The sequence below is a fragment of the Nisaea sp. genome (assembly GCF_034670185.1).
In the GTDB taxonomy this organism is placed as follows: Bacteria; Pseudomonadota; Alphaproteobacteria; order Thalassobaculales; family Thalassobaculaceae; genus Nisaea.
The window spans coordinates 335,020-359,654 of sequence record NZ_JAXMNY010000001.1; the positions used below are offsets into that span (position 1 = coordinate 335,020).

Annotated in this window: 24 protein-coding genes; 7 read left to right on the plus strand and 17 right to left on the minus strand. The window is 60.8% G+C overall.

Annotated features, from left to right (window positions below; all coding sequences use genetic code 11):
* Nucleotides 1–11: 11 nt before the first annotated feature.
* The 3 genes from VOI22_RS01550 to VOI22_RS01560 all read right to left on the minus strand — a co-directional run bounded on the left by VOI22_RS01550 (nucleotide 12) and on the right by VOI22_RS01560 (nucleotide 4,649).
* On the minus strand, nucleotides 12–2,912 hold the full coding sequence (locus VOI22_RS01550; RefSeq protein ID WP_323794843.1) for a CHASE2 domain-containing protein: 2,901 nt from the start codon (nucleotides 2,910–2,912) through the stop codon (nucleotides 12–14).
* A gap of 189 nt (nucleotides 2,913–3,101) precedes the next feature.
* Nucleotides 3,102–4,151 carry an OmpA family protein gene (locus VOI22_RS01555; protein WP_323794844.1) on the minus strand — a complete coding sequence of 350 codons (1,050 nt, stop codon included), beginning with the start codon at nucleotides 4,149–4,151 and terminating at the stop codon, nucleotides 3,102–3,104.
* Nucleotides 4,152–4,160: 9 nt separating this feature from the next.
* Entirely contained in the window at nucleotides 4,161–4,649 is a 489-nt protein-coding gene (locus VOI22_RS01560) for a FecR family protein (RefSeq protein WP_323794845.1), read from the minus strand.
* Nucleotides 4,650–4,849: 200 nt separating this feature from the next.
* Here VOI22_RS01560 and VOI22_RS01565 point away from each other — a divergent pair, with 200 nt between their 5' ends.
* Nucleotides 4,850–6,076, plus strand: coding sequence for an amidohydrolase family protein (locus VOI22_RS01565; RefSeq protein WP_323794846.1), 1,227 nt, complete (start codon nucleotides 4,850–4,852; stop codon nucleotides 6,074–6,076).
* A gap of 15 nt (nucleotides 6,077–6,091) precedes the next feature.
* Here the strand turns inward: VOI22_RS01565 and VOI22_RS01570 are convergent, their stop codons facing one another.
* From VOI22_RS01570 to VOI22_RS01620, 11 genes are all read right to left on the minus strand, one after another.
* On the minus strand, nucleotides 6,092–6,940 hold the full coding sequence (locus VOI22_RS01570; RefSeq protein ID WP_323794847.1) for a FoF1 ATP synthase subunit gamma: 849 nt from the start codon (nucleotides 6,938–6,940) through the stop codon (nucleotides 6,092–6,094).
* Nucleotides 6,937–8,475: a F0F1 ATP synthase subunit alpha gene (locus VOI22_RS01575; protein WP_323794848.1), complete on the minus strand. Its 1,539-nt coding sequence runs from the start codon at nucleotides 8,473–8,475 to the stop codon at nucleotides 6,937–6,939. Before VOI22_RS01575 ends, VOI22_RS01570 begins: the two co-directional genes overlap by 4 nt.
* The gene (locus VOI22_RS01580; RefSeq protein ID WP_323794849.1) at nucleotides 8,459–9,214 is read right to left on the minus strand and encodes a hypothetical protein; all 756 of its coding nucleotides are present in this window, start codon (nucleotides 9,212–9,214) and stop codon (nucleotides 8,459–8,461) included. Before VOI22_RS01580 ends, VOI22_RS01575 begins: the two co-directional genes overlap by 17 nt.
* Nucleotides 9,215–9,216: 2 nt before the next feature.
* Nucleotides 9,217–9,459 (minus strand): F0F1 ATP synthase subunit C, encoded by a 243-nt coding sequence (locus VOI22_RS01585; protein WP_323794850.1) that lies wholly within the window; start codon nucleotides 9,457–9,459, stop codon nucleotides 9,217–9,219.
* 9 nt (nucleotides 9,460–9,468) lie between these two features.
* On the minus strand, nucleotides 9,469–10,143 hold the full coding sequence (locus VOI22_RS01590; protein WP_323794851.1) for a F0F1 ATP synthase subunit A: 675 nt from the start codon (nucleotides 10,141–10,143) through the stop codon (nucleotides 9,469–9,471).
* A complete protein-coding gene (locus VOI22_RS01595; RefSeq protein ID WP_323794852.1) occupies nucleotides 10,140–10,427 on the minus strand; it encodes an ATP synthase subunit I in 288 nt (95 codons plus the stop codon). Before VOI22_RS01595 ends, VOI22_RS01590 begins: the two co-directional genes overlap by 4 nt.
* Nucleotides 10,424–10,708 carry an AtpZ/AtpI family protein gene (locus VOI22_RS01600; RefSeq protein ID WP_323794853.1) on the minus strand — a complete coding sequence of 95 codons (285 nt, stop codon included), beginning with the start codon at nucleotides 10,706–10,708 and terminating at the stop codon, nucleotides 10,424–10,426. Before VOI22_RS01600 ends, VOI22_RS01595 begins: the two co-directional genes overlap by 4 nt.
* On the minus strand, nucleotides 10,705–11,157 hold the full coding sequence (locus VOI22_RS01605; protein ID WP_323794854.1) for a F0F1 ATP synthase subunit epsilon: 453 nt from the start codon (nucleotides 11,155–11,157) through the stop codon (nucleotides 10,705–10,707). The genes VOI22_RS01600 and VOI22_RS01605 overlap by 4 nt, the downstream gene beginning before the upstream one ends.
* The gene (atpD, locus tag VOI22_RS01610; protein WP_416366139.1) at nucleotides 11,154–12,611 is read right to left on the minus strand and encodes a F0F1 ATP synthase subunit beta; all 1,458 of its coding nucleotides are present in this window, start codon (nucleotides 12,609–12,611) and stop codon (nucleotides 11,154–11,156) included. The genes VOI22_RS01605 and atpD overlap by 4 nt, the downstream gene beginning before the upstream one ends.
* Before the next feature lie 231 nt (nucleotides 12,612–12,842).
* Nucleotides 12,843–13,709: a CmcJ/NvfI family oxidoreductase gene (locus VOI22_RS01615; protein ID WP_323794856.1), complete on the minus strand. Its 867-nt coding sequence runs from the start codon at nucleotides 13,707–13,709 to the stop codon at nucleotides 12,843–12,845.
* A gap of 128 nt (nucleotides 13,710–13,837) precedes the next feature.
* The gene (locus VOI22_RS01620; protein ID WP_323794857.1) at nucleotides 13,838–14,761 is read right to left on the minus strand and encodes a LysR substrate-binding domain-containing protein; all 924 of its coding nucleotides are present in this window, start codon (nucleotides 14,759–14,761) and stop codon (nucleotides 13,838–13,840) included.
* A gap of 71 nt (nucleotides 14,762–14,832) precedes the next feature.
* Between VOI22_RS01620 and VOI22_RS01625 the strand changes: the two genes are divergently transcribed.
* Together VOI22_RS01625 and VOI22_RS01630 are read left to right on the plus strand one after the other, a co-directional pair.
* Nucleotides 14,833–15,000: a hypothetical protein gene (locus tag VOI22_RS01625; RefSeq protein WP_323794858.1), complete on the plus strand. Its 168-nt coding sequence runs from the start codon at nucleotides 14,833–14,835 to the stop codon at nucleotides 14,998–15,000.
* 202 nt (nucleotides 15,001–15,202) lie between these two features.
* Entirely contained in the window at nucleotides 15,203–15,667 is a 465-nt protein-coding gene (locus VOI22_RS01630; protein WP_323794859.1) for a PAS domain-containing protein, read from the plus strand.
* Nucleotides 15,668–15,676: 9 nt separating this feature from the next.
* On the opposite strand, the gene VOI22_RS01635 is transcribed toward VOI22_RS01630, so the two are convergent.
* Complete coding sequence (locus tag VOI22_RS01635; protein ID WP_323794860.1) at nucleotides 15,677–16,123, minus strand: PAS domain-containing protein; 447 nt, start codon at nucleotides 16,121–16,123, stop codon at nucleotides 15,677–15,679.
* Between the two features lie 317 nt (nucleotides 16,124–16,440).
* On the opposite strand from VOI22_RS01635, the gene VOI22_RS01640 reads away from it, so the two are divergent.
* Nucleotides 16,441–17,934 (plus strand): anion permease, encoded by a 1,494-nt coding sequence (locus VOI22_RS01640; RefSeq protein WP_323794861.1) that lies wholly within the window; start codon nucleotides 16,441–16,443, stop codon nucleotides 17,932–17,934.
* Here VOI22_RS01640 and VOI22_RS01645 read toward each other — a convergent pair.
* A complete protein-coding gene (locus VOI22_RS01645) occupies nucleotides 17,873–18,340 on the minus strand; it encodes an NUDIX hydrolase (protein WP_323794862.1) in 468 nt (155 codons plus the stop codon). The two genes, VOI22_RS01640 and VOI22_RS01645, sit on opposite strands and share 62 nt — an antisense overlap.
* A gap of 31 nt (nucleotides 18,341–18,371) precedes the next feature.
* A complete protein-coding gene (locus VOI22_RS01650; protein WP_323794863.1) occupies nucleotides 18,372–18,986 on the minus strand; it encodes a class I SAM-dependent methyltransferase in 615 nt (204 codons plus the stop codon).
* Between the two features lie 326 nt (nucleotides 18,987–19,312).
* Between VOI22_RS01650 and VOI22_RS01655 the strand changes: the two genes are divergently transcribed.
* The 3 genes from VOI22_RS01655 (at nucleotide 19,313) to VOI22_RS01665 (ending at nucleotide 24,621) form a co-directional block, all read left to right on the plus strand.
* Nucleotides 19,313–21,487, plus strand: a complete 2,175-nt coding sequence (locus VOI22_RS01655) for a DEAD/DEAH box helicase (protein ID WP_323794864.1) — start codon at nucleotides 19,313–19,315, stop codon at nucleotides 21,485–21,487.
* 254 nt (nucleotides 21,488–21,741) lie between these two features.
* Nucleotides 21,742–23,133, plus strand: coding sequence for an aspartate aminotransferase family protein (locus VOI22_RS01660; RefSeq protein ID WP_323794865.1), 1,392 nt, complete (start codon nucleotides 21,742–21,744; stop codon nucleotides 23,131–23,133).
* Nucleotides 23,134–23,160: 27 nt separating this feature from the next.
* Nucleotides 23,161–24,621, plus strand: a complete 1,461-nt coding sequence (locus tag VOI22_RS01665) for a PLP-dependent aminotransferase family protein (protein ID WP_323794866.1) — start codon at nucleotides 23,161–23,163, stop codon at nucleotides 24,619–24,621.
* Nucleotides 24,622–24,635 lie beyond the last annotated feature (14 nt).

Sequence of the window (24,635 nt, forward strand, 5' to 3'; positions counted from 1 at the left end):
CCGGAACCAGCTCAGACCGTGCGCGATGCGGGGAAGGTGATCGTCACTATCGTGCCGCTGCCTGCCGTGCTGTCTACTTCCATGCTCGCCTCATGTGCCTCCACATGTGCCTTGACGATGGCGAGGCCGAGGCCGACTCCCTCGCCGGAACTGGTCATCGCACCGGGCCGTTGCCAGAAGGGTTGGGTGATGCTTTCGATCAGCTCGGGCGGAATCCCAATGCCGTGATCCTGGATCGAGAGGACAATCCGTCGCTCGTCATCGAGCATATTGCGGATTGTTACTTCCGATCCGGAATCGGAGAATTTCAGGGCGTTCGCCAGCAGGTTCTGGACGATCTGGTAGAGCATCTGCGGGTCGGCCCGCAGGGCGGGCAGAGGGTCTGTCAGGTTGAGTTTCACGGAAACAGCATGTTCCCGTGCGGCCGGTGTCAGGTCGGTAACCGCCGCATGGATTGTTTCCGTCAAGCTGGTCACGGAGTTTTCTATCCGGGACTGGAGTTTTTCCAGGCGCGCGAATTCGAGGATCTGCTCGATCATTTTCAGCAGCCGCGAACCACTGTCTGAAATGTCGCTGGCATAGTCGACATAGCGCTGGTTCCCGAGCGGCCCGAACGGCTCGCCCCGCATCATGTCGGCAAAGCCGATGATCGCGTTCAACGGTGTGCGTAATTCGTGGCTCATGTTGGCGAGGAACTGGGATTTGGCGAGGCTGGCTAATTCAGCCTGTTCCTTCGCGGCCTTCAGTTCGATTTCGCGGTTTTTGAGCTCCGTGATATTCGAATAGACGCAGACCATGCCGCCTTCCGCCGTCCGCCTTTTGTCTACCCGAAACCACTGGTCGTCGTCCGTTTTCAGCTCATAGGGTTCGACGGAAGAGGCGAAATGACGAAGCCGGTCATCGAGCCAGGTTTTTGCCTCTTCATCGTCTGCGAGGGTCACACCCCGGCAGACGAGATAGTGCTTCAGCAGGTCAGCATAAAACACGCCGGTGACTGCAGCATCCCCGGCACCGCCAAGCATCCTGCGGAAATGATCGTTGCATAGGATCAGCTGTCGGTCAGGTGAGTACAGAACAAAGCCGTCGGAGATCGCATCAATACCTTCGCGCAGGCGATGGGAGGCGCGCTCAGCGGACTCCTCGGCGGCCATGCGGTCGCTGATATCCCGCAGTACCAGGACAAAAACGCGGTCCCGGCCTGCGATGGATTCAGCCAGCGTGATTTCGGTCGGGCGAATGACGGAGGACGTCACGGGGTCCAGTATTCCTGTCTCGATTGTCGTGGGCTCGGCGGCCGTCTGCCGCAGAATGTCCGCCGGTGCGGCTGCAAGTCCGCGGGCCCAGTCGCCGGAAAGGCGTCCGGCGATGGAATGTCCGATAAGCTCATTCGCGGGGATCCCGAATATCTGGCCCGCCGCCCGGTTTGCGGTGCGGACTTTGGCATCTTCGCCGATCGTTACAATGGCATCGAAGCTGGCGTCGACGACCTCCCGGAAGTAGGTGTCGTGCTGTTTCAGTGATGTTTCGTTGCGGCGGCGCAAGAGCGTTTCTCTGCGGAAATCGGCAAGCACAAAATTTCCGGTCAGCATCAGCACAGCAATAGCGGGGAAGCTTGAATCGATCAAAGCCCCGCTGGTGCCATAGGCGGCAACGGAAGCTGTTATCAGGACAGCGACAGAGGCAAGAGCGGTCGCGGGCTTCCAGGCCAGGGGTGTGCGCGGCAGAAGCCATGTCAGCAGAAGCCCCAGGACGAGTGCGGCGGTAATTTCCGCCACAGCGAAGCTCCGGTCTCGCAACGGTGTCCGGCCGGTCACAATCGTGTCCAGGGCGAGAGCCTGCAGATGCAATCCGGACATGGTGTCTCCCGCGCCGGTGCGCACTGTCTCCCCGACGCCGGAGGCTGACGTTCCGATGACGACGATACGCCCGGCAAGCTCTCCGTCCGGTACGTTGTTCCGCAGGATCTCATGCGCTGCAAGACTGCTGATACGTTCCGGGACGGCCGTATCGATCCAGATCCGGCCCATGCGATCCGTAGGCACGAACAACGGCCCAATGGATATTCCGGACATCCCCAGTGCGGACGGAACTTCCAGCAACATGCTGGTCTGGCCAAGCGCGACCCGAGCCGCTTCCAGGGCAAGGCCAGGCGCGAATGTCTCTCCGACGCGAAAGGCTGCGGGAACCCGCCGTGCGGCACCGTCGGGCGAGGGGAGCAGATTGACGATCCCTTCGCCGACGCCTGCCGGGCCGATTGGCGCGACACTTTCTATGATGCCGGAAATACCGGGAAGCGCGCCGATGTCCGGAGGGCCACGAACAGCAAAGCGCCCGGGGCGGGTCTGGGCAGCGGACACAGGGTGGCCGGGTGTCTGGGCAGCGGCTGCAGTGACTGTCGGAATGGTCTGCATGGCTGCTGCGAGTGCAACATCGTAGCTGCCGAGGTCGGACAGATCGCGGCGCAGGTCTGGTCCCAGTCCGGGTAGAGTGACCGCCAGATTTTCGGGCGACATACGGTCCGGCTCAGAGAACAGAATATTAAAGACGACCATCGCCGCCCCGGCTTCGCGCAGGTGGTCTACAAGCTCGACATAATACCTGCGCGGCCAGGGCCATTGGCCGAAATGGGCAAGGCTTTCGTCATTAACATCGACAGCGACGACAGGGGACGTCTCGGTGTGTGGAGCCCGCGTCTGGAGCAACAGATCGAAACCCCAGAGTCTCAGGACCTGGACCGGCGTGACGTCGAGAACCCGGAACAGGACCAGCAGGAGCAGGAGGCCGGCGCCGATAAGGCGGCTCTGCCGGATCAGGCGACGCAGATGCCCGTCTTCCGGGCCATCGAGCCACGGAAAGTCGCTTTGCTCTTCAGGCTTGTTGAAGCCTGTAGTGCTGCGTTTGCTGCCTTCCATTCATGCCTCATGGAGGCGCCATTGACGATCGCGTTGCGATTGCCTCTGTGCGTACTCGCTGTTGTTTGTTCGTCCTGTTTCCGTCCGGACCCTAGCGCCAAGTGAGGCGCAGGTGAACCAGAATAGCGGGTATTGGCCGGCAGCCACATCCTCGTCTGGGTTGAGACGGAGCGATGGTGTCAAAGGGCTTTATCGAATGACGATTTCGACTCGCCGGTTGCGGGGCTCGGACACTCCGTCCGCCGTCGGGACGACAGGCGTCCGTTCGCCATAGGACTCCACCGTCAGCACTTCTTCCGGAACCCCGAGTTTCAAGACCTCTTGTCCGACGATGCTCGCGCGATCAAGGGCAAGCTGGTCGTTGAAATCCGCAGAGCCGGAGCGGTCCGTGTGGCCGGAGACTTCCACCTGCGGCAATTTGCGCTGGCTGATTGTCTCCAGAACCTTGTCGAGCAGGACCAGGGACTTGGGGGTGAGAACATCTGTGCCCTGCTCAAAATAGAGCATGAACGTCACTGGTGGGGTCGGACCAGCGGCAATCGCCGCGCCGAAAACAACCCGGACATCGTCCGGTGCGAAAGTACCGGTGGCCTTGGGCGCGGCATCTGTCCGGGCAACCAGGGCGCTGGCCCGGGAGGTGTCGAGAGTGACTGAGCCTTGCTGGTTTTCAACTCGGATCACACCAAGCTTTCCGTCTTCCTCCGGCAGCAGGACAACAAGCGCGCCTTTGACTGTGGCTTCCACATCCGAAAGGGCAGCAAGGAACATCTCCCGGCATTTTGCGATGTCGTCGGGCTGATGGCCTTCCTCGAGTTCCTGCATCCAGCAGTCGAAGCCGCCCTGTGCACGGGCGCTGCTCAAGCCTGCAACGGAACGGGCGCCAGCCGCGAACAGGGCGGTCAGTTTATCTCGTGCTTGTTTCAGCTCTTGTCGGCCCGCCGGAGCCAGATCCCTCTGGTCCAACAACTCGGGCTCGACTATCTCGCCTTTGCCGGCACGGATTGCGCGGTCATAGAATTTGGCAGTGTCTGGCCAGTCATATTCGGCGCGTTCGAGGTCGCCGAGCGCCACATATTCCCCGCTGAGACTCTGCAGGAACTGGGAGTCCGGCGGCGTCATGCCCGCCAGCTCTTCCGTGTCGTACGGGCCGATGGCACAGGCACTGACGGAAAGCGCGAGCAGCAGGGCCGCGAAGCCGGATCGTACGGTGCCGTGGCGTTTTGAAGTCGGGGTCTGCATGAACATGTCCTAGTTCCCCGCGCCGGCCGGAACGCGGACCGCGAAGCGGGTTCCGCGAACAGCAATGACAGACAGCGGTGTCTCGATACGGGTTTTTTCAGGTGCGATATGGCCGATCCGGCCGGACTGGTACACCATTGTGCCTTCGAGAATTTTCCCGAAGAAACTGAAGCTGTTGCGTTGCGGTGCGAATTCGAACTCCGCGAACTCGAAACGGGAATTCGGGCCGAGGGAAATCAGTGTGCCGTCATTCAGGGTGACCCCGAGCGCGCCGTTTGATCCGGTCAGCAAGATATCCTGGTGCTGCACGTCCAGCCCCTCGCTGGCGGTCGTCATCGTGCCGCCCCGCTGCACCGAGGCGTCGCCGCTGGAAACCTTTATCGTGCCGATTGCCGGGCCGGTGCCTTGCGCGGAAGCTCCGCCCGCGAGCAGCAACAGTATGAAAAATCCTGTCAGAAATCGCGTCACCCGGGCCCCCGCCACATATCTGATTGTCATTTGCAAACAACCACGGAGTGTGAGGATGAAGTAGGAGCGTCGTCAAGCTCGCCTGCGGAAAAACTGTGGGTTTATTATACTGTGAATACCGTATCCGGGCATGGGATAGCGTTTCTTCCAAGAACGTCCCGTGCACATTCAAGAGTGCCGAATGAATTATGTTGGCGGGTCGCCTGCCGCCCTGATGGGAGAGTTAATTCGTGGAACTCACGCTCCGCAATGTCCGTCTCGCGGCGGAACCCGCGCAGGTGCTTGATGTCGGCGTGGACAACGGAAAAATCGCCGCGATTGGCGGCGAGTTGCCGGACGGCTCCCTCACGCTCGATCTTGAAGGCCGTCTGCTGCTGCCGGGTTTCGTCGAGACCCACATACATCTCGACAAGTCCTGCATCCTGCACCGCTGTACCTCCGAAAAAGGTGATCTGGCCGAGGCCATAAGCGAAGTGGCCCGGCTGAAGTCGGGCTTTACGGAACAAGACGTAGCCGAGAGGGCAGGGCGAACGCTCCGGAAGTGCGTTGTGAATGGCACCACCAGGATGCGCACGCATGTGGAAGTCGACCCGGTCATCGGCTTGCGCGGTTTCGAGGGCGTGAAGCAGGCGATTGCCGATCTCGCCTGGGCAATTGACGTCGAGATCTGCGTCTTTCCGCAGGAGGGATTGCTGAACAATCCGGGAACCGAGGATCTGATGGTCGCGGCCCTGAAGGACGGTGCAGGATGCATCGGGGCGGCACCCTATACAGACAGCAGTCCGCACGGGCAGATCGACCGGATCTTCGAGCTTGCACGGGAGTTCGATGTCGATATCGACATGCATCTCGATCTTGCCGCCGATCCGATGGAACTCGACGCCGATTACGTTGCGCGCAAGGCCGACGAATATGGCTGGGGCGGACGAGTTGCGGTCGGACACGTCACCAAGTTTGCCGCCATGCCGCCGGAGAGCTTCGATGCGCTGGCCCGGCGGCTCGCTGGTGCGGGCGTTGCTGTCACGGTCCTGCCGTCGACAGATCTGTTTCTGATGCATCGCGATCATGATCATTCCGTCCCGCGCGGTGTCACGCCGCTGCACCGGATGCTCGGCCACGGGGTCAATTGCTCCCTCTCGACAAACAACGTGCTGAACCCGTTCACGCCTTACGGCGACTGCTCGCTGATCCGCATGGCAAATCTCTACGCCAATATCGCGCAGATCGGGCAGACGAACCTGCTGGCGGAATGCCTGAATATGATATCGACCCGGTCCGCCGCGCTGATGAACCTGAAGGATTACGGCATCGAGGTCGGCAAGACTGCGGATCTCGTCGCGGTCGACAGCACGGACCCGGCCATGGTTGTCGCCGAGCTGGCCCAGCCGATGTTTGTCTTCAAAAACGGCAGGCAAACCGTGACGCGCGCTTTACCGGAGCTGCACGCGCCGACGTGAGAGAATTCCAGGGTTCTATTGGTCGCCGACCATGGCCGCCCCGACGGCAAGCTCAAGGATCTCGGTGGTGATTTCTGATTGCCGTGACTGCCGTGCATCGCTTTGCAGGGTCGTGAGCATGGTCGAGATATTGTCGTGTGCGGCCTGCGTGGCCGAGAGCCGGGCGGCGTTTTCAGCGGAAATCGACTCCACCGCCGCTTCTGTCAGGCGCGCGAAGACGTATTCTTCCGTCAATTTCTCAAGCAGCTTTGCCGGGTCCATGTTGTGGAGCGGAGCTTGATGCTTCTGCTTTGTTTGCGGGATGCGGACATCGAGCGGAAGCAGCGGTCGGCGTTCCACGGTTGAGGCAGCACCTTGTCTGGAAGCGGCATATATAGCCTCTACTCGGGTGATCTCGCGCGCCGCGATCTGCCGAAACAGTTCTTCGGACAAACGCTGCACCGCCGCCGATACGGCATCGGGCCGGGTCGCCATCGGTCCAAACCAGGCCGGGGTGCGGTTCATTTCCGTCGCGCGTGCGGCGCCGCGGCTGCCGAGCACAAACAGTTTGTCCTGGGGGCCAAGGGCATTCAGTGCCGCCGCCACGACCCTGTCGTTGAAGCCGCCGACGAAGCCGTGTTCGGACGCGCAGAGGATAATGGCGGTCGTGCCCGGTTTTGCTTCTGACATGTCCGGCTTCCCATGCACCATGGAGAGCGTGTCGGCAATTCCGCCTGCGACGACCTCCGCATATTGCCGAATGCCGGGGACGGCGCGTTGCGCTTCCCTTAGGCGCATGCCGGAGAGCGACCGCATGGCCGCAATGATGTTCTGCAGATCGCTCATACCGGAAATCTGCGCCTCGATCTCCGCGAGCCGGGTCATCGAGCCTCTGCCGGCTCTGTTCTGCATTCCGATGCCGCCAGGGCGGCGATGCCGTCATGCAGGTGCTGACGCTGCTTGTCCGTCAGAGACTTGGCTTGATCACTCAACGCGAGGATGTCCGGAGCGTCCTGGACAAGCCAGGAGGACAGGGCGTTCCGGAACGCATCGATGCGTTCCATGGGCACATCGTCGAGCAGATTTTCCGAGAGCGCGAAGAGCAGGGCAACCTGCTCCCCCAGCGGGAGCGGAGCGAACTGGCGTTGCCGGAGTATCGCGCGAATCCGCCGTCCGTGTTCGATGTTCTTTCGGGTACGGTCGTCGACCATGGTGCCGAACCGGGTAAAGACCTCAAGCTCGAGAAACTGCGCATAGTCCAGCCTCAGGCTCGCTGACAGGGCTTTGATTACCGGTGCCTGAGTCTTGCCGCCGACGCGGGAGACGCTCTTGCCGACATCGACGGCAGGCTTCTGGTCTTCGTGGAACAGGGAGGGATCCAGATAGATCTGGCCGTCCGTGATGGAGATCAGGTTGGTCGGGATGTAGGCGCTGATATTGCCTGCCTGGGTCTCGGCGATCGGCAGGGCGGTCAGCGATCCGCCGCCCCGTTCCGGCGAGAGCCGTGCCGCGCGTTCGAGCAATCGCGAATGGATATAGAAGATGTCGCCGGGATAGGCTTCCCTTCCGGGTGGTCGGCGCAGCAGCAGCGAGACCTGGCGGTACACAGCGGCGTGCTTGGTCAGCTCGTCCATGACAAGCAGGACGTCGTGCCCCTTGTTCATCCAGTATTCGGCCATGGTGCAGGCGGAATAGGGTGTCAGCCATTGCAGGCCGGGAGGAGCATCGGCCTCTCCGACGACGAAGAGGCATCGCTCGGGCGCTCCGTAGCGCCGCACCGCGTCAATGACCTGGGCGACGGTGGAAGCCTTCTGGCCAATCGCGGCATAAATGCAGATCACGTCGCTGGATTTTTGGTTGATGATGGTGTCGACCGCGACGGCGGTCTTGCCGGTTCCGCGATCGCCGATGATCAGTTCGCGTTGTCCCCGGCCGAGCGGGACCATGGCATCCACGGACAACAACCCGGTCGCCAGCGGGCGTTCGATCAGGGCGCGATCAATGATTGGCGGAGCCGGTTGCTCGACAGCGTTGAAGGCAGCCTCTGCAATGGGCGCCCCTTCGTCGAGTGGCGCGCCCAAGGGATCGACGATCCTTCCGAGCAGCGCATCGCCCACCGGCACGCGCGCGACTTCCCCGGTGCCACGCACCGCGCTTCCGGCAGAAATCGAGGCAGGGTCGCCAAGCAGCACGCAGCCGATTTCCGTCTCTCCGAGACCGACGACGAGCCCCCGTACGCCGCCCTCGAATACCAGTAGCTCGTCCAGCCGTGTCTCCGGCAGGCCGGAAACCGTGGCGACACCGTCTCCGGCGCGCAGCACGCGGCCGATCGGCTCGGCCCAAGGGGCCATTGAGACGTCCTTGATGTGGGCCCGGTTCTTTGCCGCCCATCGGTGCAGGTCGTCAGTGAGCGTCGGCATCGGCGGTCATCTCCACCCGCATTGCATCCAGGGCGCCGCGCCAGGAGAAATGCAGAATGGCACTGGGAAAATGCAGCTCCACACCGGCGATAAGGTCCGGGTCATGGGCAAATTCGAGCTCTAGATCTTGTCCGAGGATATCAGCCAGGCGCACTTTCCACCGCTCCATACTGGCCTTTGGAAAGGGAATGGCGCCGACTACCCGCAACAGCCTTTTGTTTTCCTGACCATCGAGCAGGGAGTCGCGCTCGCCGGGTTCCAGCGAGTCCAGGTGCCGTTCGATGCGGTCGAGCCAGGCTTCCGCCCTAAGATCCGGGGGCACCTCCTCCAGTAGACGGCGTGCAACGTCCATCCCGAGATCGAGCGCGATCTTCCGGGTCTCATCTGCGGCTGCGGCGCGCTCGGTTTGCAATGACTTCCGGGTCTGTACTTCAAGCGCCTCTGCATCGCGTTCGGCCTGGGTCCGGCGTGCCGCTGCCAGTGCCTCCGCCTCAGCTCTGGCCGTGGCGAGCACGGCTTCACGCTTGGCCTCGGTCTCGGATTGTTCCGTGCGAATTCGCTTCAGCTCGGATTGCGCTTCCTGCTGGATACGCTTCGCTTCGGCGCGCTCTTTGTCGATTTCGGCACGGCGCGCGTCGACGACCCGCAAAACCGGTTTGTAGAGAAATCTGTGCAGCAGCCATACGAGGATGACGAAGTTGACTGTCTGCAGTCCGAAGGTCCACCAGTCGAACGACATGACTATCCTGTGTAGGGGTTGGCGAACAGAAGCAGCAGGGCGATGACGAGACAGTAGATCGCTGTTGTCTCGATCATGGCCAGACCGACGAACAGGGTCCTTGAAATGGTGCCTGCGGCTTCGGGCTGACGGGCGATGGCGTCCATCGCGGCGGCAACCGCCTTCCCTTCTGCGAGAGCCGGGCCGAGCGCGCCGAACGAGACGACGAATGCGGCGGCAAATATGCTGATAAATTCGTGGTCCACGTTACCTCCTCAGGTTTGTTGCTGGGCGTTGATGGCCGCGCCGATGAAGACGCCGGCCAGAATGGCGAAGATGTAGGCCTGAACCAGTCCCAGCAGCAGCTCCAGGGCCATGAGCGGGATCGGAACGAAGAGTCCTGCGAGGGCGAGTACCAGCGCAATCATGAACTCGCCGCTCATCACGTTCCCGAAGAGCCGAACCATCAGCGAAAGCGTACGGGTGATCTCCGACAGCAGATTGAGTGGCAACATGATCAGTTTAGGCTTGGCGAAGCCCGCCAGATAGCCGAGCAATCCCCGGGCGCGGATGCCGTAGAAATGCACCGATACGAAGACGACCGCAGCCAGAGCCGCTGCCGTCTCTATCCTGGCTGTGGGGGCTTCCATGCCGGGTAGGATACCGGTCGAATTGGCAGTGGCGATAAACAGGAACAGCGTGGCGAGCAGGGGGAGCAGAGACCGTGCGGATTTGCCGGCAACCTCGCTGATCTGTTCCAGTATCCCGACGACAACGGTTTCGAGGACTGCCTGAAGGCGGCCGGTGTCCTGGCCGAGCTGCCGCGTCAGCAGCCACGACCCCAGAGGGAGCGCCAGCATGAGTCCCCAGGTGGTCACGACGGCCCGGCTGATAGGGATCGGGCCGATATGGAACAGGATTGTGCTGGTCAGGGGCGAGGCATCCATCATCCTGCTCTCCTGGCCTGCCGCGTCGCTATCATGCGGGCGCCGAGGAACCCGGCAAAACCGCTGAGAAGCATCACCGGGCCAAATTGTGCCAGCACAGTCAGCAGGGCGATTGCACCGCCGAGCCGCAATAGGCTCAACCCGACAACTTTGGCTGTATGCCGTTCGCCGAGCAAGGCGTCCACCGTCCGCCCGAGGGCGTAGAAATAGGCAAGGCCCAGCGCCATGCTTCCCGCGGCCACGGCGAGGGCAATAGCGACTGTTGCGATTGGGTTAGATCCGTTCATTCCTTGTGCATCCTTGACCATGCGAGCCAGCAGCCGAGTGTGAGTCCCAGGACCAGAAGTCCGAGGGTCCAGAACACGCCGCTCGAGAATGTGCCGTCAAGCCAGCGCCCGACGAAAACGCCGATCAGCGGCGGGATTACAATCGTCCAGCCGAGAGCCCCTATCATCGCCAGATTACGGGCGATCGAACGCTCGCCCTCGCGTTCCCAGAGCGCGCGCCGCTCCTTACGGGTTTGCACCGCTTTTTCCAGCTGGTTGTTCTGATCCGGCGCGCCGCTCATGCGCCTTCCCCGGGCAGGCTTCCAGGCGCAAGGTTCTGGCCTGAAATGCCGGAAGAGTTGGGATGCAAAGCGGTGACGATTTGCTGGATCGCTGCCAGATAAAGCCTGTGCGCGTCGGTCCTGGCGGATTTCTCCTCCGAGATGTGGCGCCGAAAACGATCCAGAACCTCTGTCTCCAACCGCTCCAGATCGTCGCCCGGCACTGCCTCGCGCGTGGCGATTTTGATCGCTGCTCCGTCTCGTACGCTCAACATGCCGCCGCGCACCGCGACATGATGCTCGGCACCAGTGTCGTCGCGCCAGGTCACGACCGAAATTGCGAGTTCGGTCAGAAAATCCGCGTGCCCGGGAAGTAGGCCGAACGCGCCGGTTTCGTCCTCCGCCCGAAGGTGACTGACATCGGCTCCGTCGACGACAAGCTCAAGCGGTGTGGCAATTGTCAGGTTCATGATGCCACCGCCGCAGCGGGTGTTTCGTCGGTGGGCGTTTCTGCGGCGGAGGCTTCTCTTTTCCGCGCTTCCTCGATGTCGCCGATCATGTAGAGAGAGCGTTCCGCCCAGTCGTCGGCTTCTCCGTCCAGGATGGCGCGGCATCCGGCAATCGTGGCGTCCAGGTCCACCGTCCTGCCGGGTTTTCCGGTGAAGGCGGTGGTGACCATGAAGGGCTGGGTGAGGAACCGCATAAGCCGGCGCGCCCTGCCGACGAGCTTGCGGTCGGTTGCGCTCAGTTCCTCAATTCCCAGCAGGGCGATGATTTTCTGCAGGTCGCGGTAGTGGGCTATCGTCTTCCGGACTTCTTGCGCTGTCTGGTAGTGCAGGTCGCCCACCAGCCGCGGGTCCAAAAGGCTCGAGGTCGAGGCGAGCGGCTCGACAGCGGGATACATGCCTTCGCTCGCCATATCCCGCGACAGCACGATCGAGGAATCGAGATGACTGAAGATTTCGGCCACGGCCGGGTCGGTGAAATCGTCCGCCGGAACGTAGACTGCCTGGATCGAGGTTATGGCTGCGTCAGGAACGGAGGCGATCCGTTCTTCGAACTCGGCGATCTCGCTGCTCAGGGTGGGCTGGTATCCGACGCGTGAGGGTAGGCGTCCGAGCAATCCGGATATCTCGCCACCCGCCTGGACCAGACGGTAGACATTGTCGACCAGCAGAAGAACGTTCTCGTGGCTGTCATCGCGGAAATGCTCGGCGATGGCGAGACCGGTAAGTCCGACGCGCCAGCGCGCCCCCGGGGGCTCGTTCATCTGTCCGAAGACCAGCGCTGTGCGTTCCAGAACACCGGACTCCCGAAGCTCCAACAGGAGTTCGTGGCCCTCCCGCGAGCGTTCGCCGATGCCGGCAAATACAGAAATGCCCGAATGCCGTTCCACCGTGGTCCGGATCAACTCCATGATCAGAACCGTCTTGCCGACCCCGGCCCCGCCGAACATTGCGGCTTTGCCCCCTTTGATCAGGGGGGCGAGCAGGTCGATGACCTTGATGCCGGTGTGGAACATCTCAGGCTGACTGACTTGGCGAGCGAGCGCTGGCGCGGGGGCGTGTATCGGGTTCCGCGGCACGTCGGCGGGAAGTGGCGCGCCGCCATCCACAGGTTCGCCAACAACGTTGAGAAGCCGGCCCAGGACCGCTTCTCCGACGGGGACCTGAAGGGGAGCCCCCGTTGTCCGGACCGGCATTCCGCGTTTCAGGCCGGCGGTGTTGCCAAGCGCGACCGCCCGTGCGGTGACAGCGTCGAGATGATTCATGATTTCGGCGATGAGCGACGGGCCGGTGTCGTGGGCAACCGAGACGGCTTCGCCGAGCGACGGTACACGGCCCAAGGGAAACCGGATGTCGATCACCGACCCGTGGATCGCGACGATCTCTCCATCCGGAGGATGCGATTGGGAACCTTCGATCGCTTTGTCGTGCACACCCAAACCCCAATGTCCCGGTACGTCTTTCCGGGCGCTGAAGACAGGTGGAAGTGTGCCCGGAACGTAAGCTGATTGATATCAATATGATCCAGATCACGGCATGGGGGCATTGATCCTTATCAATCGAGCAGAGGGTTGTTCGAGCATGGTCACGTTATCGACCAGCCGTCTGGTGACGGCGACGCGTACGCAGCACGCATCGCCGGTGGAGGCCTATTCGATCACCACAAACGTCCGGACCTCGATGCTTTCCCTCGCCGGGCTGTCGGCGGTCTGGGTCGGCAGCGGGAAAGCACTGTGCGGTGTGAATTGCGCGCGTCCATCCTCGAGGCTGTCCCAGCCCTTGATCAGGAGCACTTCGTCCCGCGTCATCTCCGGGACGTAGTACCAGCGCTGATCCCTGTCATGGGACAGGTGATAGATTTCACCGACCCGGTCGGGGAAAACCTGATCCGTGGCGATCATGTCCGCCGCCTTCACGCTGGTCGCATCTGCAAGGGCGAGGGGGGAACGCTGGACAGGTCCGCGGATCGGCCGCCAGACATTGACCTGGAGGATGCGTGCGCCGGAACTCAGCAGGCGCTCGAACGCGTCGGCCCCCAATACGTCCCGGGCACGCTGCGGGCCGCTCTTTGCCGTGTAATCCACGTGGATGCGCGACGCCGGGCCGCGGTTGCCATCCTTGTTACTGGCACCTTTACCGCCATCCGAGCGCCGGGTTGCATCGAAGATTGCGACCTGACTGGCGCCGAATTCTTCTTTCAGGAGGCTGCGGATTTCAGCGAAATAGCCGGTCTCCACAGCATCGTCGTCATAGAGATCCGCGATGTCAGTCGGCACGGTCCGGAGCGCGAAACCTTCCCTGTCGAGGGTGAAGGATCCGGCGTGTGGCCGCATATCCGCGACCAGAACATCGTGGTCCTCGACGGCGAACTGGAAGTCAGGCGCACCGCCGGTATAGGCCGCGCTGTAAAGAGCCGGCTTTTCTGCCTGGGGCACAATGAATGTCAGCGGCGCCACGACATTCTCGGCGCTTTCTGAAGCTGGGTTGTTGATGTGGTCCTGAACAACGTTCGCCATCTTCCGTCTCCTCCTGGCCGTCGCTTGCCGGCCTGTTGTGATGGCACTTCAGATAGGCCCTGAAAGCGCGTGACACAAAAGAGAAGAACTCAAGATGACTTGAGAAAAATTCAAGATATATCTCGATTTTACGGTTTGGCGAGCTCAAGCGCCGCGCGGCTTGCGTCGGCCTGCTCTAGCAGCCAGCGTTTCACCCGCAGCGTTCGTGCGGGCGGAGGCAGTTTTGCAGGCAGGCAAAGGTAGAATGCGGCCCCGGAAGGAGCTGTTGCGCCGAAAGGTGTCACCAGAGCGCCGCTGGCCAGGCGTTCTTCGATATAGGGTGAACGACCGATGGTTATGCCATGCCCCGCTTCTGCGACTTGAAGCCCCTGTTCGATCGCGTCGAGTTCCAGTGCGCCCCTCAGGTCCGGCGGAGCCAGGCCACGTGCCTTGGCCCATTCCTGCCATTCATCCGGAATGCTGCGAATGACGATCAAGCGTGATCGCTTCAGCACGTCTTCGATATTTACCTCGCCATCCGGCACGTAACCCGGCGCGGCAACTGGTGTCGCATGGTCGTCGAAGAGGAAGGTTTTATCGACATTCTGCCAGTTTCCCCGGCCGTATCTGATGGCAATATCCACCTGGTCGCGCTCTAGATCGATCACTCGGGTCGTCGGGACAAGCTGGATGTCGAGATCGGGGTTCGCAGCCTCGAACGCGCCGAGGCGCGGCAGTAGCCATGTCGCCGCCATCGACGTCGGCAGTGTGAGCCTGACAACGGCCCGGCCATCGGAAGGCAGGACGGCTTCGGTTGCCGCTTCGAGTTCCCGGATCGCCGGGTCTATCCGGGCGAGGTATCGGGTTCCGGTTTCCGTTAGAACAAGCCGCCGGCTCGTGCGGTCGAACAGTTGTGCCCGCAGCAAGGTCTCCAATTGCCGGATCTGATGACTGACCGCGGACTCCGTAACGCCAAGAGCGACAGCGGCATCCGCGAGCCGGTCATGCGTTGCCGCAGCACGGAATGCCAGAAGCGAGCGAAAGGGGGGAAGGCGCGTTTCCTTCAGAGTCATTGCTGAAATATATCTCAAGTTATGTGCCGTGCCGAGCCTTTCATGAAGCGATCTGATTTGCGATGGAGGCTGTGCAGCATCTGCGCCTGATGGTGCATGGGGACGGTGGCGCGTTGCCGGAGACGGAAGGCAAAGGGGGCGTGTCGATGGAAAACGACATGAAAAATGAGGGAAATCAGAAAGGCTTTATTTTCTCCATCTCATTGAAACCATGGAGAAATAATGTGTTGTTTAAATGAGTTTAGCCTGATGTTATCGAGCGAGTGAAAACCAGTATCAGGCGGACATGAAGATTGCGGGAGTTGGCTCCTTTTGATGTTTTCCTGGCTAAGCGGATCCTTAGCCAGGAAAACACCAAGGCTTTTCCGATGGCCTTATCGGACCTGCTGACCAGCCGACTCTTTTCGAATTTTGATAAGGGCTTGGGTCGTATATCAGGCGATGGACAATGATTTTCGGGGAAATTGGGACACAGAGCTGGCGCTCGAAAACCCGCTCCTGCAGCAGTTTTTTTCGTATTGGCAGCAAAAGGCCGGACCGGAAGGCTTGCCTGCCCGTAGCGATTTCGACCCTGTGGAGATGAAGGGGTTTTTGGGACACCTGTTCCTGGTCGTCCCGGAGCCTGAGATCGATGATTTTCGCTATACGCTGATCGGAACGACGATCACCAGTCAGGTCGGGATCGACAATACGGGGCGGACCGTGGGGGAGGTATTCGGAGCGCCTGGCCTGGAGCTATATCGTAACGTTCGGGACGAGCGCGCCCCTATCAGGGTGCATGGGACGGTGGAATGGCGCCGTAAGGAATTTCTTGCTTATGAAAGCGTCCTGCTGCCGCTTGCGGATAATGCTGAAAGTGTGGACCATTTCGTTGGAATGATGGTTTTTGGACCTGCTGCGAGTTGAGCGTGCGGATCATGCAAATTCGATCGACTTGTGGCTGATCAACTCTACAATTACTAGTAGATGCGTCACGAGCCCGTCAGGGCCGGACAAGGGCAGAACGACCTCATCAAGTTTCTTGAAGTCTGCTTGAGGCCCTACATATTCGACAGGGCGGCGAACAGGGCGCCCCGATCGGACGGCGAGACGAAGGTTTTCGATGAGCGGACCGTCCGGCTCCACGTGAGGAAGGTCCCGAATCATACGTCCTGTGTAGTTCTTGAAGAAGAATGACCGGGCAACATCCCCAATCACCCGGAATTGAAAATCCTCCCCCCCGTCGACAACGCCCATGAAGACAACATGCGGCAAGAGGCGTGGGATATGGCAAGGGTCGAATTCAGCGCGCGCGGGCGTGCGGGCCGCGCCACCAATTCTGTCCCAATAGGCAAGGGCCTCATCCACGACGGATTTGGTCATAAGACGTCTTTTGCCGTGTGTTGTGAAAGAAGCGTGTGAAGTGCTGATTACCGGATGTTAAGCCGAAAATATTTCGAAATTGATAACGTCATTGCATGTTTTACCGCTGCCGTCGGTCTGTTCATATGAATGCTGAATTGGCTCTTTGTTTCATTATTCGAAATGAGTGGTTGAGCATTTCTGTGGTGGAATACATCCAATTCTGCTAGGTCAGCGCGAACGCGACCATCGCGGAGCGGATGGGTCTTCGGCCATTCCAGGTCGGTGGCATCAAGATCCGCGATAATGCTTTGACAGACGCATAGGCAGGCTTTCCAGTGTCTTCGAATCCCAAGAAAACCGAAAACCGGTACGTCAACGATCTGCGTCGGTTCAGCTATTTTCAGTCCCAGTTTTTTGGCCTCAAGGGGGTGACCGTCCCACTTGGTTTGTCGGTTATATTCCTGACCCTGGTCGGTCTTTATGTCGCGAGCGCGCAGCACGGCATTAGTGAAGATTGGCTGATTGTCGTTGTCGCGGCGATTGTTGGCGGTTACATGGCGCTGAATATCGGCGCCAACGATGTTGCCAACAATATGGGCCCCGCGGTTGGCGGCAAGGTGCTGACCGTCGTAAGCGCGATCCTGATCGCGGCTGTGTGCGAGACTGCCGGCGCTTTGCTGGCGGGCGGTGACGTGGTGAAGACTGTCTCCAAAGGGATCATCTCGCCTGGTGACAGTGTCAGCGTTGGCGAATTCCGTGACCTGATGCTGAGCGCGCTGTTCGCTGCCGCGCTCTGGATCAATTTCGCAACCATTCTGAATGCCCCCGTATCGACGACCCATTCGATCGTGGGCGGTGTTCTCGGAGCGGGAATTGCGGCGGCCGGATTTGGCCTGGTGAACTGGTCGACCATGGCGGCTATTGCCGCAAGCTGGGTCATATCTCCTGTATTCGGCGCTATGTTCGCGGCGGCGATCCTGTTCGTGATCAAGAAAAAGATCCTCAATGTCGATGATCGCCTGACGGCTGCCAAAACCTGGGTGCCCATCATGATCGGTCTGATGGCGGCGGCCTTTGCAGCTTATATGGCGATGAAGGGCCTTAAGAAAATCTGGCATCCGTCAGTCATTGAGGTTCTGGTTTATTCGGTCTTCGCTTTCCTTGCTGCGTACTTCTTGTCCCGGCCGTATATCGCGCGTCGCGTGGTTTCTCTGGAAGGTTCCAGAAAGGACGTGAACTCGCTGTTCGATCTGCCGCTGATCGCCGGTGCGGCACTTCTGTCTTTTGCGCATGGTGCGAATGACGTCGCCAATGCCGTTGGCCCGCTTGCCGCCATTGTCTCGACGGTTGGCGAAGGGGCCGGGATCGGAAGCAAGGTGACGATCCCGCTCTGGGTCATGGCGATCGGAGCGTTTGGTATCGCGCTTGGACTAGGCCTGTTCGGGCCGAAGCTTATCGCTGTCGTCGGTGAGAAGATCACGCGGCTGAATTCGCCGCGGTCCTACTGTGTTGCCCTGTCAGCGGCTGTCACGGTGTTGATCGCGACCACGCTCGGCCTCCCGGTCAGCTCGACTCATATCGCGGTCGGCGCTGTGTTCGGTGTTGGTTTCCTGCGCGAGTTCCTGGAGAACCCGAACAAGCGGCGGGTGCGTCCCGGGCACAAATTGAATGATACTGCTGAAGAGGCTTTTAACAGCCGCGACTACAAATCGGTGCGGCGATTGGTCCGGCGCCGGTTCGTGCTGTCGATCGCGGCCGCCTGGATCATCACTGTGCCGGCATCAGCTCTGGTTGCTGCTGCGGTTTATGCTCTCTTGCAGCTTCTCTGATCCAGCGTCCGAGAGAGTCGAATTGCCCGAGGACAAGATGAAAATCCTCTGGATATGCGACCCGCGGTGCATCCTCTAACAGGGCCCAGTGCCGCTGTCGGAATTTCTTTTCGGGCCAGTCGTCTGCCTGCTCGGTGACAAGAAACGGGAAATACGTTACCGGGATTTCGAGCTTGCCGGTATCCGACAGCTTGGTGACGACGTGGGTCATCGGAAAGTCTTCCAGGACCACGCCGCGAACTCCGGCTTCCTCGAAACCTTCCCTCAGGCACGCGTCCATGTGGCTTTCGCCTTTCTTCCGCTTACCCTTTGGCAATATCCATCTGCCACGCGTCTGAGACGTGACGAAAAGAATGGCCAGCAGATCATCTCTGATGTCGAACGGGATGATTCCAACGCGGTGCATCTGTTTGTCCTTGTTTCCGAATTTCTTCTATCTAGACGATGTTCAAATTGACCTTGGGAATGGTCATAAGCGCCCGGTCGTTCGGCCGCATCGGCTTGAAAGCGATCAGGTTTACCTGCATCTCCGCCACCAGATTACGCTCGGTGTTGATGCGGTGCATCAGCTCTTCGGCGGTGTTCGATCCGGCAACGCTCTTCGGGATCAGGAAGGTGACCTCGTCGGTGCCCCAGTCGCCACGATAGCCGTAATCCGCGAAATTGTAGAACGGCTGCTGAAAGTAATCAAAACTGCGGATAAAGAAGGGCCGCTTATGGGTCGGATCGGCCCAGGCCATGTCGGTCGCGCCGAACGGCAGCTTGAGCTCGAACCGGCAATCGTTTTTCGCGATCCGCCACATCTCCTGCATGAAGGGCAGCAAGCGGTCGATATGCTCGATCAGGTGCGATGCATGGATCTCGTCGACTGAATCGTCAGGGAGCGGAAACGGCTCGATCCCGCATGTCTCGAGATCGTAAATCACGTCGACGCCTGGCCCGGGCATGATGTCATGGTTCACCCATCCGTCGCGGATCACCTTGCCGCATCCAAGGTTGAGCTTGAGTGCCTGCTGTGCGCCGCGGGGCTGCGTTTCTTCGTGTGAAACCACGTTCTGATGTCCTCTCGAATCAGCCCTCAGTGTGCCCTTGGACCTTGAATCGTACAATGGATAAGGGACGATGCTTGGCTAATGACATACTGAATTTGACGGGGCGCCGCTGTTTACGCCTTGCTTCTGGCGCAACGCACGTTGGCGTCCCCGTACCGGAAATGCTCAGCAGGTATGCGTGCTGGAATGCTGTACATTTGACGCTTTCACGCCTATGTTGCGCGCCACCTTAATTCGATCACGCGCACAAGGCGCCGCACTGCTGATCCCACCGGGGGAAACATGGTTCCCGATCGGTCGATCGCAGGCATTCCGAAAGACATGACATGACAGAATTTGAAGGCGTTGTTCCGGCGCTCGGTAAGGCATTGGCGAAGCGCGGGTATGAGACGCTGACCCCGGTTCAGCAATCGGTGATTGCCGCCGAGATGCGCGATGCGGACGCTCTGGTCTCTGCGCAGACCGGGTCGGGCAAGACGGTGGCGTTCGGGCTGGCCATGGCATCGACCCTGTTGGGCGATGCGGAACGTTTCGAGCGTGTCTCCTCTCCCATTGCACTGGCCGTGGCGCCGACACGTGAGCTTGCCCTGCAGGTCAAGCGGGAGCTGGAGTGGCTCTATGAATTCACGGGCGCTTCGGTGGTGTCCTGCGTCGGCGGCATGGATATGCGGACCGAGCGCATGGCGCTGCAGCGCGGCGCGCATATTGTCGTCGGTACGCCCGGACGATTGCGGGATCATGTCGAGCGCCGGTCGCTCGATATGTCGGACATGAAGGTCATCGTGCTGGACGAGGCGGACGAGATGCTCGACCTCGGCTTCCGTGAAGACCTGGAATTCATCCTGAAAGCCGCACCGGAAAGCCGGCGCACCCTGATGTTCTCGGCCACCGTGCCCCGGACCATCGCTTCTCTTGCCAAACGCTATCAAAAGGATGCCGTGCGCATCTCGACGGCCGGTGAGAAGAACCAACATGTTGATATCGAATACCGGGCTCTGGCCTGCGCGCCTAATGACCGGGAAAACGCGATCATCAATGTGCTGCGGCATTCGGATGCGGTCACGACCATCGTTTTCTGCAGCACCCGCGCCACGGTGAACCATCTGACCAGCCGGTTCACCAACCGGGGCATCTCAGTTGTCGCTCTGTCCGGCGAGCTGAGCCAGAGCGCGCGGACCCACGCCTTGCAGGCGCTGCGGGACGGCCGGGCTCAGGTCTGTGTCGCCACCGATGTTGCCGCGCGAGGCATCGATCTGCCGAACCTGGAACTAGTCATCCACGCTGACCTGCCGAAGAATCAGGAATCCCTGCTGCACCGGAGCGGCCGCACCGGCCGGGCCGGGCGCAAGGGTGTCTCCACCCTGATCGTGCCCTATTCCAAGCGACGCCAGACCGAGCGGATGCTGTCGAACGCAAATATCAAGGCGACCTGGGGCAAGCCGCCCTCGGTTGACGAGATCCTCGCTTTGGACCGCAAGCGTATCCTTGAAGACGCGGACCTCAGCGGCGAGACCACCGAGGAAGAACGCACCTTCGCGGCGGAGCTGCTGTCCCGCCATGACGCCGAGGCCGTCGCCATCGCATTCCTGCGCAAGCGCATGGCCGGGCTGCCGGCACCCGAAGAGCTGATGAACGATCCCTCCGGCGGTGAGCGTTACGAACGTGGCGACCGGGGTGATCGTGGTGATCGTGGTGGCAGGGGAGAACGCGGCGAGCGTGGAGAGCCCCGCAATCGCCGGAACGATTTCGAGGACGGTGTCTGGATTCGCCTTTCGGTCGGCCGGAACCATAAGGCTGAAGCGCGCTGGCTATTGCCGATGCTGTGCCGTACCGGAGACCTCACCAAGTCCGATGTGGGCGCTATCAAGATCCAGGAGACCGAGACTCACGTCGAGCTGCACCCCAAGGCGGTGGACAAGTTCCTGGCGGCGGTCGGTCCGAGCCGCAAGGTCGAGAAGAGCATCACGGTCGACCGGATGGCTAGCGCTCCGTCCGAGGCATCGTCGGCTCCGGAGCCACGTGCTCCCCGCAAACCTAGAGAGTCAGCGCCCCGCAAACCCAGAGCCGAAGGTGAGTCGTCATCCCGCGCCCCGCGTCCTCCTAGAGGTGAAGCGGAACAGGGTGGCTATCCGCCGAAGCGCCGGCGCGACATGGGTGAGGATCAGGCACGGCCGGCACGGGACGCCGTCACGCAATCCGTGGATACCGCGCCAATTCCGACGCCTGAGCCAAGCTCCAGGCCGGATGCAGGCACGGCACCTGATCGCAAGCTCAAGAAACCCAGAAAGCCGAAGGACGGTGATGCCAAGGCAGGGGCGAAATTCGGTAAACCCAAGCTGGGCAAACCCAAGTTCGACAAACCGAAATCTGCATCCGCGGACGGCAAACCCGGCAAGCCTGGCAAACCCGCTAAGGGCAAGCCCCAGTCGAAGCCTGGTTCCGGTCCCAAGAAACCGCACCGCAAGGGCGTGAACAAGCCGAAGGCCCCCTGGGTCGATTAAGGCTGTCAGAACTCCTGGGACGCTTGTATCGGCACGAGTCCCGGTTCTGAATTCATGCTGAGAATTATGAGGCAAGCGCCGGACACCTGTCCGGCGCTTGTTTTATTTCCGCTCCATCGCGGGCTCGGATATTCTGGTCTTATCTGCAGGTGCAATCTGGACTTATGGTTCGCACCGTGACTGTGTAATTCTGCGAGCTGACAATTTCATTTGGCCGGCATTTCGCTTCGGCCGGACTTTGGAGACCTTGCGCCATGAGCACCACGCAATTTGAAAACGACCTTTCCGATGTCGTCGCCTCCGACAAGGCGCATGTCTGGCATCACCTGGTGCAGCACAAGATGTTCGAAACGGTGGATCCGAAGATCATCGTCGAAGGCAAGGGGATGCGCGTCTGGGATATCACTGGCAAGGAATATCTCGATGCGGTGTCCGGCGCCGTCTGGACGGTGAATGTCGGCTATGGCCGTGACACAATCGCCGACGCGGTGCGCGATCAACTCGTGAAGATGAACTATTTCGCCGGCGCTCTCGGTTCCGTTCCGGGCGCCCGTTTCTCTGAGCGCCTGATTTCCAAGATGCCGGGCATGACCCGGGTCTATTATTCGAACTCCGGCTCGGAAGCGAACGAGAAGGCCTTCAAGATGGTGCGCCAGATCTCCGCGCAGCACCATGGCGGCAAGAAGTCCAAGATCCTCTATCGGGAGCGGGACTATCACGGCACCACCATCACCGCTCTTTCGGCTGCCGGTCAGCCGCAGCGCCAGGCCCATTACGGCCCGTTCACGCCGGGCTTCGTGGAGGTGCCGCATTGCCTCGAATACCGTAACCAGTACGACACGGTCGAGAATTACGGCGAGCGCGCAGCCGATGCGATCGAGGAAGTCATCCTGCGCGAGGGTCCGGACACGATCGGAGGCCTCTGCCTTGAGACCATCACCGCAGGCGGCGGTGTCATCACCCCACCGAAGGGATACTGGGAGCGGGTCCAGGAAATCTGCACCAAGTACGGCATCCTGCTGATCCTCGACGAAGTGGTCTGCGGCGTCGGCCGGACCGGCGAATGGTTCGGCTACCAGCATTACGGTATCAAGCCGGATATCGTTACCATGGCAAAGGGTGTTGCCTCAGGCTATGCGGCGATCTCCTGCACCGTGACCACGGAAGCTGTCTTTGATCAGTTCAAGGCAGATGCCGCCGATCCGATGAGCTATTTCCGCGATATCTCGACCTTTGGCGGCTGCACCTCCGGCCCGGCTGCGGCGCTCGAGAACATGCGGATCATCGAGGACGAGAATCTGCTCGAGAACACGACCGCTATGGGCGCGCGTCTAGAGCAGAACCTTCTCGCGTTGATGGACAAGCATCCGGTGATCGGCGATGTGCGCGGCAAGGGCCTTTTCTGGGGCGCCGAACTGGTCGCTGACCGGGAGACCAAGGAGCCGGTGGACGAGATCAAGGGCCAAGCCGTGGTCGGTCACTGCAATGCCGAGGGCGTGCTCATCGGCGTCACCAACCGGTCGCTGCCGGGTTTCAACAACACGCTCTGCCTGTCCCCGGCACTGATTGCCACGAAGTCGGACATCGACCAGATCACAGGCGCCATCGACAATGCCCTGACGGCCGTGTTCGGTTCCGGAAAATAAGCGCTCTTGCCTGCTGGTGTTCCGCTGATGGCTATCAAGGCGACACAGTTCCACCTCGATCCGCAGTTTGGCGGAACACTGCAGAAACAGATCCAGCAGATGGTCAGCCAGGGAATTCTGGCTGGCCGTTTTCTGCCGGGGGAAAAGATGCCGTCGAGCCGCATGCTGGCGCAGCAGCTCGGCGTGAGCCGTGTGACGGTGACGTCGGCCTATGCGGAACTGGTGGCAAGTGAGTATCTGACGTCCCGGGGCAGATCCGGCCACTTCATTTCCGAGAACGCGCCGCGCCCTCCCGACTACAAGCTCGGCGATACGGCGCGGGTCGAGACAGTCGACTGGCAGCGGGCGCTCGGTGCTCGTTATTCCGATCCAATGAATCTGTTTCGGCCTCCGGACTGGCGCGACTACGAATTCCCCTTCATTTACGGACAGCCGGATCCAAGTCTGTTCGACCATGACAACTGGCGCCGTTGCGCTTTGGAAGCGCATGGCCGCAAGGACTTCGAAGAGGTCACGGCGGACCGGTATGAGCAGGACGATCCGAAGCTGATCGAATATATCGTCCGGAACGTGCTGCCTCGGCGAGGGATCTCAGCCCGGTCCGAGGAAGTCCTGCTCACGCTCGGCGCCCAGAACGCCATCTGGATCTGCACGCAGCTGCTGCTCACAGGGGATCGCACGGCGGTCATCGAGAACCCCTGTTATCCTGGTCTCAGGAAAGTGCTGCGGCATAGTTCCTGCCGGACCGTGCCGATCGATGTCGACGAGAACGGTCTGCCGCCGGAACGGCTGCCCGATCAGCTCAGCGTCGTCTTCACGACTGCAAGCCATCAGTGTCCGACCAACACGACAATGCCGATGAGCCGGCGGCTGGAGCTGTTGCGGCTGTCGTCCGAGCGCAACTTCATCATCGTCGAGGACGATTATGAATTCGAGATGTCCTTCGTCCAGCAGCCGACACCCGCACTCAAGTCGCTGGATCGTGCGGGTTCCGTTGTCTATATCGGGTCCTTCTCGAAATCCCTGTTTCCCGGCCTGCGGCTTGGCTACATCGTTGCTTCGCCGACCTTTATCCGGGAGGCGCGGGCGCTCAGGGCCATGGTGCTGCGGCATCCGCCGGGAAGCGTGCAGCGCACGACCACGTATTTCCTCTCCCGAGGCTATCACGACAGCATGGTCAATCGCATAGGCAAGGCCTACGGCCGCCGCCGCGCCGTGATGGAAAAGGCGATCCGCGAATGCGGGCTTGAAGTGGCGGGAACCGGCGGATTCGGCGGCTCCAGTTTCTGGATGAAGGCGCCGGACGGCGTCAATACAGCGGAGCTGGCGCTATCGCTGCGCAGCCAAGGCGTTCTGATCGAACCGGGCGAGGCCTTCTTCGACGCAGCGGACGAGAACGTCCAATATTACCGACTGGCCTATTCCTCGATCCCCTCCGCCCGTATCGCCGAAGGTATCGAGCGCATCGCGGCGGAGCTGAGAAAGTGATCTCTTACGAGCCG